General features: G+C 41.7%; 15 protein-coding genes. 5 read left to right on the top strand and 10 right to left on the bottom strand.

Annotation, left to right across the window (positions count from 1 at the left end; genetic code table 11):
• Positions 1 to 137: 137 nt before the first annotated feature.
• A complete protein-coding gene (locus AC59IL_RS36030; protein WP_496557096.1) occupies positions 138 to 1,070 on the bottom strand; it encodes a DUF72 domain-containing protein in 933 nt (310 codons plus the stop codon).
• Between the two features lie 231 nt (positions 1,071 to 1,301).
• Here AC59IL_RS36030 and AC59IL_RS36035 point away from each other — a divergent pair, with 231 nt between their 5' ends.
• Genes AC59IL_RS36035 through AC59IL_RS36045 form a run of 3 tightly spaced genes read left to right on the top strand, consistent with a single transcriptional unit; the run spans position 1,302 to position 2,522 of the window.
• Entirely contained in the window at positions 1,302 to 1,883 is a 582-nt protein-coding gene (locus AC59IL_RS36035) for an RNA polymerase sigma factor (RefSeq protein WP_496557097.1), read from the top strand.
• A gap of 12 nt (positions 1,884 to 1,895) precedes the next feature.
• Positions 1,896 to 2,276 (top strand): hypothetical protein, encoded by a 381-nt coding sequence (locus AC59IL_RS36040; protein WP_496557098.1) that lies wholly within the window; start codon positions 1,896 to 1,898, stop codon positions 2,274 to 2,276.
• Between the two features lie 15 nt (positions 2,277 to 2,291).
• A complete protein-coding gene (locus tag AC59IL_RS36045) occupies positions 2,292 to 2,522 on the top strand; it encodes a hypothetical protein (protein WP_496557099.1) in 231 nt (76 codons plus the stop codon).
• A gap of 151 nt (positions 2,523 to 2,673) precedes the next feature.
• Here AC59IL_RS36045 and AC59IL_RS36050 read toward each other — a convergent pair whose 3' ends face one another.
• Entirely contained in the window at positions 2,674 to 3,501 is an 828-nt protein-coding gene (locus AC59IL_RS36050; protein ID WP_496557100.1) for an N-acetylmuramoyl-L-alanine amidase, read from the bottom strand.
• Positions 3,502 to 3,746: 245 nt separating this feature from the next.
• Positions 3,747 to 6,209: a TonB-dependent receptor domain-containing protein gene (locus AC59IL_RS36055; RefSeq protein WP_496557101.1), complete on the bottom strand. Its 2,463-nt coding sequence runs from the start codon at positions 6,207 to 6,209 to the stop codon at positions 3,747 to 3,749.
• Between the two features lie 464 nt (positions 6,210 to 6,673).
• Between AC59IL_RS36055 and AC59IL_RS36060 the strand changes: the two genes are divergently transcribed.
• Complete coding sequence (locus tag AC59IL_RS36060; protein ID WP_496557102.1) at positions 6,674 to 7,255, top strand: type 1 glutamine amidotransferase domain-containing protein; 582 nt, start codon at positions 6,674 to 6,676, stop codon at positions 7,253 to 7,255.
• A 61-nt stretch (positions 7,256 to 7,316) separates the two neighbouring features.
• Here AC59IL_RS36060 and AC59IL_RS36065 read toward each other — a convergent pair whose 3' ends face one another.
• Both AC59IL_RS36065 and AC59IL_RS36070 read right to left on the bottom strand, forming a co-directional pair.
• Complete coding sequence (locus tag AC59IL_RS36065) at positions 7,317 to 7,571, bottom strand: KTSC domain-containing protein (RefSeq protein WP_496557103.1); 255 nt, start codon at positions 7,569 to 7,571, stop codon at positions 7,317 to 7,319.
• A gap of 577 nt (positions 7,572 to 8,148) precedes the next feature.
• Positions 8,149 to 8,442, bottom strand: a complete 294-nt coding sequence (locus AC59IL_RS36070) for a hypothetical protein (protein WP_496557104.1) — start codon at positions 8,440 to 8,442, stop codon at positions 8,149 to 8,151.
• Positions 8,443 to 8,664: 222 nt separating this feature from the next.
• Here AC59IL_RS36070 and AC59IL_RS36075 point away from each other — a divergent pair, with 222 nt between their 5' ends.
• Positions 8,665 to 9,879, top strand: a complete 1,215-nt coding sequence (locus AC59IL_RS36075) for a DUF763 domain-containing protein (protein ID WP_496557105.1) — start codon at positions 8,665 to 8,667, stop codon at positions 9,877 to 9,879.
• A gap of 122 nt (positions 9,880 to 10,001) precedes the next feature.
• On the opposite strand, the gene AC59IL_RS36080 is transcribed toward AC59IL_RS36075, so the two are convergent.
• From AC59IL_RS36080 to AC59IL_RS36100, 5 genes are all read right to left on the bottom strand, one after another.
• On the bottom strand, positions 10,002 to 11,219 hold the full coding sequence (locus AC59IL_RS36080; protein WP_496557106.1) for a DEAD/DEAH box helicase: 1,218 nt from the start codon (positions 11,217 to 11,219) through the stop codon (positions 10,002 to 10,004).
• A gap of 201 nt (positions 11,220 to 11,420) precedes the next feature.
• The gene (locus AC59IL_RS36085) at positions 11,421 to 12,173 is read right to left on the bottom strand and encodes an ATPase (RefSeq protein WP_496557107.1); all 753 of its coding nucleotides are present in this window, start codon (positions 12,171 to 12,173) and stop codon (positions 11,421 to 11,423) included.
• A complete protein-coding gene (locus AC59IL_RS36090) occupies positions 12,157 to 12,510 on the bottom strand; it encodes a hypothetical protein (protein WP_496557108.1) in 354 nt (117 codons plus the stop codon). Before AC59IL_RS36090 ends, AC59IL_RS36085 begins: the two co-directional genes overlap by 17 nt.
• Positions 12,511 to 12,554: 44 nt before the next feature.
• The gene (locus tag AC59IL_RS36095; protein ID WP_496557109.1) at positions 12,555 to 13,916 is read right to left on the bottom strand and encodes a restriction endonuclease; all 1,362 of its coding nucleotides are present in this window, start codon (positions 13,914 to 13,916) and stop codon (positions 12,555 to 12,557) included.
• A gap of 172 nt (positions 13,917 to 14,088) precedes the next feature.
• A complete protein-coding gene (locus tag AC59IL_RS36100; protein ID WP_496557110.1) occupies positions 14,089 to 14,697 on the bottom strand; it encodes a hypothetical protein in 609 nt (202 codons plus the stop codon).
• Positions 14,698 to 14,777 lie beyond the last annotated feature (80 nt).

Raw genomic sequence — 14,777 nt, forward strand, 5'->3', positions numbered from 1 at the left:
AGTGGGCAATCAATATCGTTTTGTTTAAGAATTTTTTAATTCTCGCGGAGGCGTCCAGCCATGGCGAGACAAAGTTGATCGCTTCGCGATCTATAAGGACACTAAGAAAAAGCTTTGCGGCTTTGCGCGAGATATTCCTAATCAAAAAACCGTATCTGCTCACCTTTTGGCGGTGCACCCTGTTCAATAAACACCGGCTTATGTATTTGCACACCACAGGCAGCATATAATTTATCGGCCAGGTAAACAGTCAGCTCGGGTGAATACAATTCATCGGGCATATGCACAAAGAAATACAGGTTTTGCAAGCCGTTATCAATCCAGTTTTTTATTCTTTCAACCCAGGCATCGATACGCGAATAATCGGTGCGATGTAAACTATTCGCCACAAACCGTACAAACGCATTGGGAACGGTAAGGTACATGTGCGCACAATCTCTTCGGCCCGCGGTATCGGTAATAACGGCCCCTGTTTTATTCAGATACAATGTATTGAATAACTCTTTACGAACTGCCGCCTGCGCAAACCACTCGGGGTGACGCACTTCGAGAAAAAATGATATATCTGTTGGCAGTGACCGTAAAAAAGTAAATAATTCTTCTTTGCGATTGGGAGCAAACGAATCGCTCAGTTGCATGAATACAGGCCCAAGATGTTGGTTAAAGGATTTAATACCCTGTAGAAAATCGTTAATCATCCCTCCTTTGCCCATCAGGCTGCCCACATGGGTTACGCCCTGATACATTTTGGGGCAAAACAAAAAATCCTTTCCGATGGCTTTTTCGGCCCACCGGCCGATGGCTGCCTGATCATAAATTTTATAATGTGTGGCATTCAGTTCAATACAATTAAAATGCTGAACATAGTTGCCCAGAAATTCTCTTTCCTTTGCTTTGGCCGGATAAATTTTGCCCACCCAGCCCGGAACACCCCATTGCGGGCATCCGATATGTATGCCTACCCGGTTGTTTTTTGAGCCGCCCAGAATTTTAACATTACCGGCAGGTTCGGCCGGTAGACTAAAATCTACCGTATCGAGCTCATTTTCCGGCAGTTTTCCGAATTTCATGTTTCATATAGTTTACAAATCACTAATATAGGGTATAAGCTGTAATTATGGATAATGAGGTCGGAAGCCGGAAGTCAGAAGCCCGAAGCTGGAAAAAACAAAGGAAAGTTCGAATTTCGGGGTTGTCTGACTTCAGACCTCAGACTTCAGTTGCTCTGCAGACCTCTGCTTCCATTTTTTTTACCAACTTTAAAATATAACCAATCGCCGGTCGTCTACCCAAATATATACATGAAGGAGACGCTGACGATAGCACCCGGCATGACGGCAGAAAGGAAACGCAATATTACGCAGGTCATTACCGATTACAGCAAAAGGCTCATGGGGTTTATCCGCAAACGGGTAAAGAATGAGGCCGACGCTGAGGATATATTGCAGGATGTATTCTACCAATTTGTTGGTAACACGCAGCCTATTGAGCAAATGACCGCCTGGCTGTTTACGGTAGCCCGCAATAAGATCATCGACCGGCAACGAAAAAAACGACCCGAATCACTGGAAGATGTGTTTGGGGATGAAGAAGGTGAAGATGGAGGTCTGAACTGGACAGAGTTTTTATTCGATTCAAGTGATAATCCCGAAAAAGATTACCTGCGCAATTTGTTCTGGGAAGAATTGAATAACGCCCTCAACGAATTACCTGAAGAGCAAAAACAGGTATTTATATTGAACGAACTGGAAGGAGTACCTTTTAAAGAAATTGCCGAACAAACAGGCGAAACAGTGAACACCCTCCTTAGCCGCAAACGATATGCAGTACTACACCTGCGCGAGCGGCTCGGCGCATTGAAAGATGAATTATTAAACTATTAAACAACGTGTAAAATGAAACGCAGATTCTGGTTTGGCAAAGCCCTTATGATACTGGTATTCGGTACCGGCTTTGTCATGTTGTTCACCTTTATAGTAATGTCTTTGTGGAATGCAATATTACCACAAGTGCTGGGGGTAAAAATCATCACCTTCTGGCAGGCATTGGGCATACTTGTACTGTCAAAAATATTATTCAGCGGTTTTGGTGGATGGCATCATAAACGTGAGCATATGAAACATCAATGGCGCCAGCGCATGAAAGAAAAATGGGAGAACATGTCGCCCGAAGAAAGACAAAAATTTAAAGATGAGTGGAAAACCCGCTGCCGGGGACCATTCCGCAACCGATTTGATGAACAAAATATAAACACCGGCGAACCACGAAATGAATAACCGAAATTCAGTTTTATGTTACAGTCAACACTTATGGAAGTGCTCGTTTTTAAAACCAATCTTCGCTTTAAAAAGCATATCAATGCTGTATCGCCCCATATCAATACGCTGAAGGGCGTTTTACGCTGGAATGTTGACCTGTACGATAAAGACAAAATACTTCGAATTGAATCCCGCGACCTTTCTCCACGGGCAGTAGAAAACATCCTGAAACGGGCCGGGTATTTTTGTGAAGAATTACAATAGAAGGCTCAAGGAACAAGGCATAAGAAAAAAGATTCAAGGCTCAAAATACAAGGCACAAGGCATAAAGCATTCACCTTCGCTAAAGCCCGGCGAACAAGCAAGTCACAAGATTCAGGACTTCAACAGTTAGCAACTACATATATAAGTTACCTTATTGATACCTGCGCGAAAGATCATACAGGATCTTTTTTTCATCATCGGTGAGCATGCGCGATGTATCCTGCTGCACAAAATGCAGCTTGAACGACTTTATAGCAGCCATGGTGTCTTTCACATTATATCCAATGATGCGTAACGCCTGCGGTGCGTTAAAATATTCAGGCACTACAACGGCGGTGGTATCGTACCACAATCCAAAACCCCGCTGGGCCAGTGTTTGCCAGGGAAAGAAGGCATTGGGATCAACCTTGCGGCCGGGAGCTACATCGGCATGACCTATAAAATTGGGGGTTGGAATTGAGTAGTTTCTCTTTAAGGTGTCCAACAGTTTTATAAGGCTGGTGATCTGCGGTTCGGGAAAAGGTTCGTTTCCGTTATTATCCAGTTCAATACCAATACTCGATGAATTGATATCGGTGAAGTTACCCCATTTGCTTACGCCGGCCTGCCAGGCACGCAGGTAATCGTTCAGCATATGATGTATGGTGCCGTCTTTACAAATAACATAATGAGCGCTTACTTTGGTACGCTGCAGCGTAAAGGTTTTTAATGTTTGTTCGCAGGAATTTTGTGCGGTATGATGAATGATCACAAAATTAGGTTTGCGCAAATCGAAGTTGGTGGTACCCACTGCATAAACCGGCATGATCGCCGAATCGAGGTACAGTTTATTGGGCACCGGCTTCAGTGCTTTAGCAAGTTCCTTTGCCTGTTTTTTATACAACTTATTTGTTTGGGCATAGGGGTTATGCGCACAACTGTATACAGCAGCAGCTATACATAACACTACAAACCAAAAAGGACCTGCAAAAACACGCATGGTATATAGGATTTTTAAAGTACTGCAAAGTAGCGAAGAACAGTAAGCAAAAAAAATCCCCTCCTGCTACAGAGAGGATTTTCACTTATTATGAAAAAGCTGTTTGTGTTTCTTGTTTCTGGTTTTTTGTTTCTGGTTTTCACGGCCAGGAACCGTGTAACTTGTAACCTGTAACTTGTACCATTCGTTCAGAAAACTGTTCTTACTTCCTACTTCTTATTTCCAGCATCCTGTGCCTTTATGCCTTATTTATTACCACCACCAATTCCACCACCCTGGCCTTCTGTACGTTTGTTTTCTTCTTCGGTACCAATTTTACGTTGACGTGCAGCTTTTACCTGGCTGTTTCCAAAACGGTATGTGAAGTTTACTTTTAACTGGCGGCTTTCGAAATAGCCATTGGCTACTACATATTGACCGGCAAAGCTGCTGGTACCCTTCCATTTTATTGAATGGAAAATATCACTCACCGATACTTTCAGGTTTCCGTTTCCTTTTAACACCGTCTTCTGCACACCGCCATCGATGCTCCATAACTGATTGCTTTTAAATGTACCCTGCCAAATAGAAGGTGATGTATAAAAACCACTCATTTCGGCAGTCCATCCTTTACCCAAACGGGCAGTTTGTTGTGCAAAAAAGTTAAAGGCATATACATCCAGGTTAATTGTTCTGCCGGAGCCAAAATCGGCTTTGTAATGTGAATAGTATGCATTCAGGTTACCGAATATGCTATACCATTTGTACATGAACGGATAGCTCACATTCAAACTAACAATATCCTGCGTAGCCAGGTTTTTTTGCGTCATGAATGCCTTTGACCTTTCAGTTGTATCTATCAACTGGGTAAACACATCTTTAACCCGGCTGTAATTCAATGTTGTATTTAACCGGTATTTGTATGAATGCGTGATTCCAAAAGTATTGGTATACTGAGGTCTCAGGCCGGTATTACCCTTTCTGTAGGTTAATTCGTCGAGCTTGAATTCAGAAGGGTTCAGGTCCTGGTAAGCCGGGCGGTCGATACGGCGGCTATAGGTAAAGCCAATTGTGTTCATAGGATTTTTATTGAACGTAATGGCTGCACTGGGAAACAGGTTGGTATAGTCGCGGGTAAAGGTAGAGTCATAATCTACGAACCCTGTACTATCACTTTTTGTTCCTTTTGACTGACCGGTAGCGTGGGTATTTTCAACGCGCACACCAGCCTGCACCATAAACCCTTTAAACTGTCTGTTGTAGTTTACATATCCTGCATTGATATTTTCTTTGTAAAGAAAATAATTACTGTGTATGCGATCGAGGTTTTTAACGTTTGCCACCACATCGTACCGGCTAAAATCATTATCGCTTTCTACATAAGAAACTTTGCCACCAAGACCTAAACGTCCCTTTTTAAAGTTCTGTTCGTAATCGGCTTTATAGCTGTAAATTTTGATATCAGTAGGCGCCAGCATCTTGTAAATACGGGGGTCACCAATTAAATTATTTGAGGGATCGTAATAATAATTCGGCTGATCCTGATCGCTTTTAATATGATAATATCCATAATCAGCGTCCATATTCAACTCATGGCCTGCTGAATCGGCATACCGGTAGTTCAAATTACCATTGATATTGTTTCTTATTGAACTATTGGTATTATTAGCCTCCAACGTTCTGTTCAATTGTTTGGTTGGCATATAGGAAATATCAGTACGTGTGCGATTATCCAGATCCATATCGGTTAACGTACCATTTGCCATAATGCCGATTGTACTTTTCTTGTTAATGAAGTAATCTACGCCAGCCTTAAAGTTGTGGCTTTTGTTGTCGACATTAAGCACTGTTTTACCATCAAACAAGGTATCGAGTTGTTCACGATGCAGGTTGATATGGTTTTCGTTGGTGGATTTGCTATAACTATAGTTACCAAACCAATTGAAATTCTTATTGCGATGGTTGATCGAAAAGCCACCATTGTATTTAGGTGTAACACCCTGGCTGTATCCGGCATTTACAGATCCATTGGTCCCATACGATTTGTTCTTCTTCAGTTTAATATTAATGATACCGGCATTACCGGCAGCTTCATATTTAGCCGAAGGGTTCGTAATAATTTCAATAGATTCAATAGAAGACGACTGAAGGGTTTTCAGGTAATCAGAAAGATCTTTTCCTGAAAAAGGCGTGGGACGACCGTCAACATACACCTGAACGCCATTTTTACCACTGAGGGTGAGGTTATCATCTTTATCTACCATTACACCCGGTGATTTGCGCAAGAGTTCCAATGCATCTTGTCCTACAGAGTTTACGCTTCCTTCAACATTCAAAATGGTTTTATCGGCTTTTACTTCTACCATAGGTTTACGGGCGGCAACTACAACTTCTTTCATATTGCCCGAAGCTTTGGCCAATGCAATTTCAGGAACACTTACATTGCCACTGCCGCTTACTTCAAAGGCAGCTGAGTTTTTTGTATCATGGCCAATGAACGAAACAGCTACAAAATAATTACCTGCATTAATTGCGGTAAACGAATAAGCACCGGCAGCATTTGTAGCAGCCAGTTTAACCAAAGCAGAGTCTTTTACTTTTTTAAGTGTAACGGTTGCGCCTGATAAACCCTTACCCTGTTCGTCTTTCACATTACCTGATATTTGCTGGGCCCTGGTAATAGCCGCAGAAAACAGCAAAGGCAATGTTATCAAAATCAACTTTTTCATGAATAAAAATTATTTGCAGATTTAGTCGGCAAAAGTATCCGCGCGTTACAGGTTATATGGTTTGTATACACCAACGGTTAAAAGCAACTATTAGCGGTTATACTTACGCATAATGTTGTTATAACCTGTTGTTGTAATATAAAATCACAAGGGAGAAGGCGTAAGCAAATACAAGATTGCAGTTGATGTGTTGCCAGTTACCAGTTGTTGATTACCAATTACAGGTTTCAGGGTACAGAATGCAGGGTACATGTGTAAACCCAGGCATTCTAATGTTTATTAAACCTATTTGCATTAAAAGCCTTGTACCTTGTAACCTGGACCTTGTAACTTTTTCCCTGTGCTGTAATATGAAACCTGTAACTCTTCCTGTTCCCTGAGCCTTGTGCCTTGCTTATGGCGTGCATGATTTTTGAAGCACTTACAATTGTTCGTTTATATTACTCATTTCAAAACGAGTTTTTATGGCAACACTAAGTGGAAAGAAGGTAGCCATCATTACTGAAAATGGCTTTGAAGAATCTGAGTTAACCAGTCCTAAAAAAGCGCTTGAAGAAGCCGGTGCACAGGTTGACATTGTATCGCCTCAACAGAAATCGGTAAAAGCATGGGACCATGATCACTGGTCGATTGAACTTCCGGTGAATATTGTTGTTGATAAAGCAAAACCCGAAGACTACGATGCGCTGGTAATTCCCGGTGGTGTAATGAATCCTGATAAAATGCGCATGAATCAAAAATGTGTGGAATTCGCTCAACGATTTCTGGAGGATGGGAAACCGGTTGCAGCAATTTGTCATGGACCACAATTACTGATTGAAACAGGCATGATCAATGGCCGAACAATGACATCATATCCTTCTTTAAAAACTGATCTGCAAAATGCGGGTGTTGATTGGGTTGATAAGGAAGTGGTTGTTGATAACGGCCTTGTAACCAGTCGAAGCCCCAAAGATCTTGAAGCCTTCAATAAAAAAATGATCGAAGAAATTAAAGAGGGCACGCATGCACCGAATACGGCATTCACACCTTCGCCGCGACATTAGTTGTTTGTGAAAAAGATAAGGCACACGTTGAAAGTGTGCCTTATCATGATAACCTATGCAGTTATTCAACTGATATTTTTATGTAAGAATAAAAAGGTTTAATTCTTGAATTTAAAAAGCTACCTGAAGAACCGCCTTCGGCCACTACAGTTGCATATTCTTTCCAGAGTGAATATGGCACATGCAGGTATTGATATACTTTACCTGAAATAAATTCAACTTCGAGTATATGGCGAACATCGTTATAATTTATGCAAACAGTAGTTCGTGAACCCGGAGTATAAACAGCATTTTTTCGGTTCAATCTGTTTTTCATTCCAACAAAGCTCTTTCAGTTTAAATGCTACATAAAAACATATGCAAATTATATAAATATTATACCATTCAATTTTACATTACATCACATCTAAATGGTTTTTCACATACATAAAACCGCAGTTCACCCACAATCGAACGCCGGGTTTAGAACATGTGTATAATTTTGGAGCCGGTATTATTGTCACAGCGAACTCAACCATATAGCGCAGGATTGCCTTTCATAAATTTCAGATTGCTGTGGTGCCCCGGTGTAAAATATCCTTAGTTGGTTACGGGCATTCATAACAAGGCTTGTTTGAATGCATATCGTATACCTGTTGAAGAACCCAAAACCGGTTAATGAACAAGGCACTTATCTGAACCCACAAGCTGCAGGAAAATCATTAAGGCAAAGGGTGGCCGGGATGACCATCCTACTGCGCTATGTTTTATATTGTAAGTTGAGTGTTTTTGAGTTCTGAGCAGATAAAGTATCTGAAGCGCTATTACTGATATTTAAGAGCAGATATATACATATTGTTTATTCAGGAATCATAAACAAACAATAAACTGGTCAAACAAATATTCATTATTATTTACCGGCGCCAGTAACCTCTTTCCCAGAACCATCCATTGCCACGACGCACCCAATGACCGGGCACAAAGGTATGAGCTGGTTTTGGAGAAGCCCAGTAACCGCGATGATATACGTAATGTCCGTTTCGCCAATACCAGTCGCCATCGACCCAAACCCAGCCCGGGTGAGGCGCAACAGGGCGAACATAAACGGGTGGCTCGGGTTGGGTAGCTACCATCACACGCGTAGGACCGCAACTGTATAATGCAATAGCCAGTACTGCCACCAAACTTATTTTGCTGATCGTTTTCATAACCTGTTTTTTTACATAGAAATAAAACCGGTTTAATAGTTTAACTGACCACGGGCGCAGGATGTGCGTTGCATGCAACTTTAACATATTGGTGAATGGTGAATGGTCAATGGCCAATGGTGAATACATCATCAGTATTCATTCGTGCTATTCCCGGCAAAGCTTCTATTGAGCAAAGAAAGTCCTGAGCGAAGTCGAAGGATTTGCTAACTTTGTTAGCATATGAAACGCTCAGGCACTGCTGATCTTCCCCTGCATTATGGTGCGGTTCCGCCCTGGCTGGCCGAACGCATGGCCAAACTGGGTTTGGCAGTTACTGAAATAATATTAATGGAATACGGCAAAGCCGACTGGCTTCGACGACTGAGCGATCCCTTCTGGTTTCAAAGTCTGGGTGCGGTGATGGGTATGGACTGGCATTCATCGGGCATCACAACTTCGGTTTTGGGTGCATTGAAAAAAGCCATCAATCCATATTCAAAAGAACTGGGCATTTATATCTGCGGTGGTAAAGGAAAATATTCGCGGCAGGTGCCCAATGAATTACTGGCGATCGGGGAACAAACCGGGCTCAACGGACAACATCTTGTAAGATGCAGTAAGCTGAGTGCCAAGGTTGATAACACAGCAGTGCAGGATGGCTTTCAGTTGTACCTGCATAGTTTTATAGTTAGCGATGAAGGACAGTGGACGGTTATTCAACAAGGCCTGAACGATGCAACCGGCACCGCACGGCGATATCACTGGCATTCGCAGCAATTGCAATCATTCGTAAACGAACCGCATACTGCTATTTGCGGTTTACATCCCGGCCATATTTTAAACCTTGTAGATGCCACAGCAGCTTCTACCCGTGAAGGCATATTGAGCGTATCGAAAGAATCACCCGCAGTTATGCTGCCCGAAATACAACAGCTTATTATGCCGGCGCATCACGATGTTCGTGCAAAAGATGTAGACCTGAAACGACTGGGCGCTATGCTATGGCTGGCTCACGAAAAAAAGCCAGCTGATTTTGAAGAGCTACTGATGCTCGAAGGAATGGGTCCGCGCACGTTGCAATCACTGGCATTAGTAAGCGAAGTGATACATGGCACAGCCTCCCGGTTTAAAGATCCTGCCCGGTTTGCATTTGCCCATGGAGGTAAAGACGGACATCCATTTCCTGTTCCCACCAAAGTGTATGATGAAACCATCACCACGCTGCAAAATGCCGTGCAAAAAGCCAAAATAGGTCAGAGCGACAAACTGCAGGCCATCAAAAAATTAAACGAGCTGGCACAAAAGGCTGAAAAGGATTTTATACCCAACAACAATTTCGATCAGCTGATCGAAAAAGAGCGTAATGAGTCGTGGCAGTATGGAGGACGCACTGTATTTGGCAAAGCAGAGCCGCCAAAGAAAAGATCAAAGGGGGTACAGTTGCGGTTGTTTTAGAACGGTTGCCAGTTACCGGATACCGGTTACCTGTTATCAGTTTCCGGTTAGTGATTTCGTTGCTGCTATGTTGTAACCATTTGCCGTTTCACGTTTCACGTTTTCCGTTTAACGTATTACGGCTACCGCCTTTTCGATTTTCCGTGATGAAATTGCCTTCTTCTATTATCACCCGAACCTGAGCGGTGGCGGGGTCGATATTCGGGTGTTGAGCCCAGTTCTTCGGGTACCTGAGCTTTATCAACCAGTTTACCTATTAATTTTTCAATTCCGGCAAACTTATTTTGTTCGGTTTCGCTTACGAGGGTAAACGCCATACCATCGGCTTCGGCTCTTGCCGTACGGCCGATGCGGTGCACATAATCTTCGGCATCGCGGGGCACATCGTAATTTATTACCAGGTCGATGGTATCGATATCGATACCACGGCTTAAAATATCCGTAGCGACCAGAATAGGTATACGGCCACTGGTGAAACCATTCAATACATCTTCGCGTTGTGCCTGTTCCAAATCGCTGTGAATTTCAGCAATTTGAAAACGAGCCCTTTGCAGTTCACGTACCAATGATTTTACACTTTGTTTACGGCTGCAAAATATCAGTGCACTTTTATAGGGAACATTCACTAAAACATGCTTCAACAATGGCAGCTTTTGCGGTTCATAAATCACAAAGGCTTTTTGAACAATCTTCTCAGGCGGTTTCGAAATAGCGATGTTGATCTCAACAGGGTCAACCAAAATGTTTCGTGCCAGCTGGCGGATCTTATCGGGCATGGTAGCCGAAAAAAGCAGATTCTGCCGTTTAGCCGGCAAGGTGCCAATGATTTTATTGATATCGTCCTGAAAGCCCATATCCAGCATACGGTCGGCCTCGTCGAGTACCAGGAATTGCAGTTGTTTAAACTGTACATAGCCCATGTTCAGGTGGGCGATCATACGGCCTGGGGTACAAATAACTATATCGGTACCCGACTGCAAAGCTTTTTTCTCGGCCACAAAGTTACTACCGTCATTTCCGCCATAAACGGCAATGGAACTGAGGTGAGTAAAGTAGGAAAGTCCTTCGAGGTGCTGGGCAATTTGAATAGCCAGCTCACGGGTAGGAACAATCACGAGGGCGCCTACCTGACCTTCGATGCGATGAGTAAGCAGCCGGTGTATGAGGGGAAGTAGAAAAGCAGCTGTTTTACCAGTTCCGGTTTGGGCAGAGGCGATTATGTCTTTGCCAGCCAGAATAGGTGGAATAACCCGCTCCTGAACGGGGGTAGCGTTTTCATAATTCGAGGCTTCAATGCCTTCTAATAAATCGGGGTGGAATCCAAATTCTGTAAAGCGCAAGATTTAATGATATTTAAGTAATTGCGGAGCATAGGTCCAGCAGATAATGTGTGTGTATAGATAAGCAAATATAATGTAATTTGGCCATGTAAATCAATAAAATGCGCATTGGGGGCGAATTACCGTGTTTATACCTGGAAACAGTGCGTGGGAGTACTTATTGGGAACAGATGCAATAATTTTTTTATAATTAACGTATCCTTACGAATAAAGTGGCTTAATCACAAATTCGTCAATCCACCACGGAACATCTTTATTTTGTATAATTAAGTCACCCATTTTATCTATTTCAGCTACCGGCTCAATAGAAGGTACTTCTGATGAGTTATCGAATAAATAAGTGCGATAGCAAAGAGGAATTATCTGGGGAAGAACTTTTAAAGATTCAAAATACCTTTTGTTAATTTTATCCCTCGCAACATCATGCCCACCTAACTTTACACGATGCTGTATTCTTTCTACATTTATTTCAGGTGATACTGTACAAATAAAATAAAGGTAGTTTTTAAATCCTGCATCTTTGCTTTGCTGCAAAAAACTAATTTTTGAAGGATGGCTAAGAACAGTTTCAAAAGTGAATGTTTTCTCTCTTTCTAATAACTGATATCTTAAAAAATCTGCAGCTAATGCCGCATCATAAGGCGAAGGTGTTTCTTTTACTAAAAGTATACCATCCTTGCTTTCAATACTGATATTGCTGTTTTCATCAGCGGCCTTTCGCATCCAACTTTTACCTGGTCCATTAATAAAAAGAGTAAATTCTTTATCGGATATCTGCAAATCATATTCTGCAAAAGGATTCAGTAATTTTCTTTCCTTGAATGATTTTTCTATTTCATCGGCGTTCACAAAAGGTCCGCTGTAGAATGTGTTACGTATTGCTTTTAGCACAGTACTTTTACCGCTGCCATTTGGACCAGCCATTACCCTGAGCCGTTTACTTTTTACGGGCATGAAAAATAGTAGACGGTTTATAATTAATATAAAACTTATTGCCTTTGGGAAGATTTGCAACTACCACTTCTTCGTTACCATTGGGATAAAGTCGAATTATTTGATTATTTCTAACGAATATGCGAGTTAACCCAGCCGCTTTAGCTTCAACTGCAGCACTTTCACCAGCCCTGGCAGCAAGCTGTTTGATTATTACAAAAGCCTCCGGACTGTCTTCTACTTCAGAAAAATCATGCGTATTTAAAATATAGTCTCTATACCTCGCCCGGCCTTTTAGCCGGCTATTTAGTCTTTTGCCTAATTCCTTTGATTTATTCGATGCTTTGCGAGATTTCATATTGCTAATTTAAGGTAAAAAATCTGCTCTTGCTATTAACTTTCTTACTCAAAAAGCAGCTCATCTGGCCGTCTATTTTTAACCATTTGGTCATACCTTGAATCTAACTCATAAAGAAGAGCTTGAATATCCTTATAACCCTCATCATGCATAATTTTCATAAGTGTTTCTGCCAGTTTTTTGCCGTTGACTAACATTATAGGGTATTCGTCTTCTATAATTTCCCTTTGGACTGGCTCTGAAAAATAACTAGTAGTAACATATACGCCAATCCAACCTCGTCGTAATCTAGCAATTGTTCTTGCAATGTGATTACCACCTGTTGCTTGTTTAAGGCTTTCACATTTAGCCTGACCTAAAACAATAAGTTTAGCTCTTCCAAATCCATTGCCAATATCAACTCTTCCATAAAAGTCTGCACCTCCATCAGAAGTTGCTGGGGTAATCCATCCCTCTTGATATTGACCTATTTGATCTTTAATAATTTTAGCAGCCACGATAGAAGCTACACTTTCAAATTTCTTCTTTTTTTGTTTAAAATATTTATAAACTTCCAAAAGCACCCCCTCTTCCTTACTTCCCTTATGTGGCAATTGCTCTTTATTTGAAGAAACTAGTAATTTAGATACTCTCCTCCTGTATTTTTCTAGAACCTTATTTCCATTTTTTACCCATTCACACCACGAAATCGGGGCATTTTTAAGTGTTTCATCAACGCCTAATTGATCATTCCTTCTATCGTTTATCCATTCCCAATTAAATAACTCATTATTCTCTTTCAAAGAAAAAACCTGAAAGTCAAAAGCATAATTTGAAAATGTTTTTCCCTGTCGATCATATTGGGTAATCAATTCAACTCCTTTTATAATGCCAAATCCGTTAAATTCAATATATCCTTTTGCTTTGTTATTTCTTGTTACTGCCTTATAGAAAATTAATGGAACTGAATACTTTCTTTTATCTATTGAATAGTAGGTCTCAAATGCATTCAACAAAACCTTATTTCCACTTGATAAAGCCGGATCATTACCGGGTGTCTTATTATCCCCATAATATCTTATATGCCCATTATCTACATCAAAAATATCTTGCCAGGGCGTATCTTCGCTTCCAATTTTATGCGGACTACTTCTTATCAATATGGCAGGCCTTCTTTTCCCATCAACCGCCTTTATTTCCGCAATTGGATTAATTCCACTGTCAAGCAATACCAAATTACCCTTAGCATAATTTGTAACGTAGAAATGATTCGGATAACCATCCATTTGTTTTAACGCAATACTATATGGTTTCGCATAACGAAACACATCCCCTATTTTTAGCTTAACCATGGAGCAGGAATAAAATGCTACTAATGTTTTTTTCTTTGGAATCGCAAACTTCTCATCGCATACACCTTCCAGCAAATTACAAAATCGTTGAAAATGGATGGCTATTTATTAAATATTTTTAGTTCTCTCTTGACGTTAGGCAATCTCTACATTTCGTTCCCCCACAAAAAAACCAGCAACTCGCGCCGCCGGTCTTTTAGGTTAATCCTTCGCGACTATGCTCAGGGCAAGCCCGCTCAGTACCTTCTTACTGTATCACCCGCAAAACAGGCTCTATGTACGTCGACTCTCCGTTTCGATTGAGAACTATCGCCCGGAACCACATTTTGGCGGTGGATTTAAGACCGCGGAAAGTGTGTTCGCGAGAGGCGGTGGTTTCACCGGCCCAAACGCTTTCGGGTGTTAGCGGATCGGAAGTATACTGATGAACGTATGCCCGTATTCGTCCGAAACTCCTTAACCTGATCGTTGCTTCACCTGGCACAGCCAGGTCAACAACAAGGTTAGGTGGTAGTTTGCGGGGGTTATCCCGCTCTTTGCTAACATCGAAACCGGAACTCAATAACATCGATCTGTCGCCCTTACTTATTTGGGTTATAACAACAGCCAGACTGAACAGTAATTCGCGCAATGCAGCCTGCTTATCTTTTTTAATCGATACCATTGTTTTGTCGCGACCGGCGGCATTGGATAAAGCCACGTCATACTCATTTAGGGCTTTTTCAATACCTGCCACAGCCTCGGTGATGTTAGGAAACTGAGCATTGTTTTTTAAATTGCTCACAATGTTACGGGTGAGCGTGGCCAGGGAAGCACCGCTAGCCCGGTTAAACGTATAAGTTATTTTACTTTTCATGATTTTTAATTTTTAAAAGTTAACTAATCGAATTTCAATCGCTACTTATCAAAGCAATAACCTGTCCCGCCGGATTGCGC

Source organism: Niastella sp. sgz303648 (genome assembly GCF_059587045.1).

Bases quoted from the DNA above. Each gene is read 5' to 3' on its own strand.
- AC59IL_RS36030 (WP_496557096.1), bottom strand. From the start codon at position 1,070: ATGAAATTCGGAAAACTGCCGGAAAATGAGCTCGATACGGTAGATTTT.
- AC59IL_RS36035 (WP_496557097.1), top strand. From the start codon at position 1,302: ATGAAGGAGACGCTGACGATAGCACCCGGCATGACGGCAGAAAGGAAA.
- AC59IL_RS36040 (WP_496557098.1), top strand. From the start codon at position 1,896: ATGAAACGCAGATTCTGGTTTGGCAAAGCCCTTATGATACTGGTATTC.
- AC59IL_RS36045 (WP_496557099.1), top strand. From the start codon at position 2,292: ATGTTACAGTCAACACTTATGGAAGTGCTCGTTTTTAAAACCAATCTT.
- AC59IL_RS36050 (WP_496557100.1), bottom strand. From the start codon at position 3,501: ATGCGTGTTTTTGCAGGTCCTTTTTGGTTTGTAGTGTTATGTATAGCT.
- AC59IL_RS36055 (WP_496557101.1), bottom strand. From the start codon at position 6,209: ATGAAAAAGTTGATTTTGATAACATTGCCTTTGCTGTTTTCTGCGGCT.
- AC59IL_RS36060 (WP_496557102.1), top strand. From the start codon at position 6,674: ATGGCAACACTAAGTGGAAAGAAGGTAGCCATCATTACTGAAAATGGC.
- AC59IL_RS36065 (WP_496557103.1), bottom strand. From the start codon at position 7,571: ATGAAAAACAGATTGAACCGAAAAAATGCTGTTTATACTCCGGGTTCA.
- AC59IL_RS36070 (WP_496557104.1), bottom strand. From the start codon at position 8,442: ATGAAAACGATCAGCAAAATAAGTTTGGTGGCAGTACTGGCTATTGCA.
- AC59IL_RS36075 (WP_496557105.1), top strand. From the start codon at position 8,665: ATGAAACGCTCAGGCACTGCTGATCTTCCCCTGCATTATGGTGCGGTT.
- AC59IL_RS36085 (WP_496557107.1), bottom strand. From the start codon at position 12,173: ATGCCCGTAAAAAGTAAACGGCTCAGGGTAATGGCTGGTCCAAATGGC.
- AC59IL_RS36090 (WP_496557108.1), bottom strand. From the start codon at position 12,510: ATGAAATCTCGCAAAGCATCGAATAAATCAAAGGAATTAGGCAAAAGA.
- AC59IL_RS36100 (WP_496557110.1), bottom strand. From the start codon at position 14,697: ATGAAAAGTAAAATAACTTATACGTTTAACCGGGCTAGCGGTGCTTCC.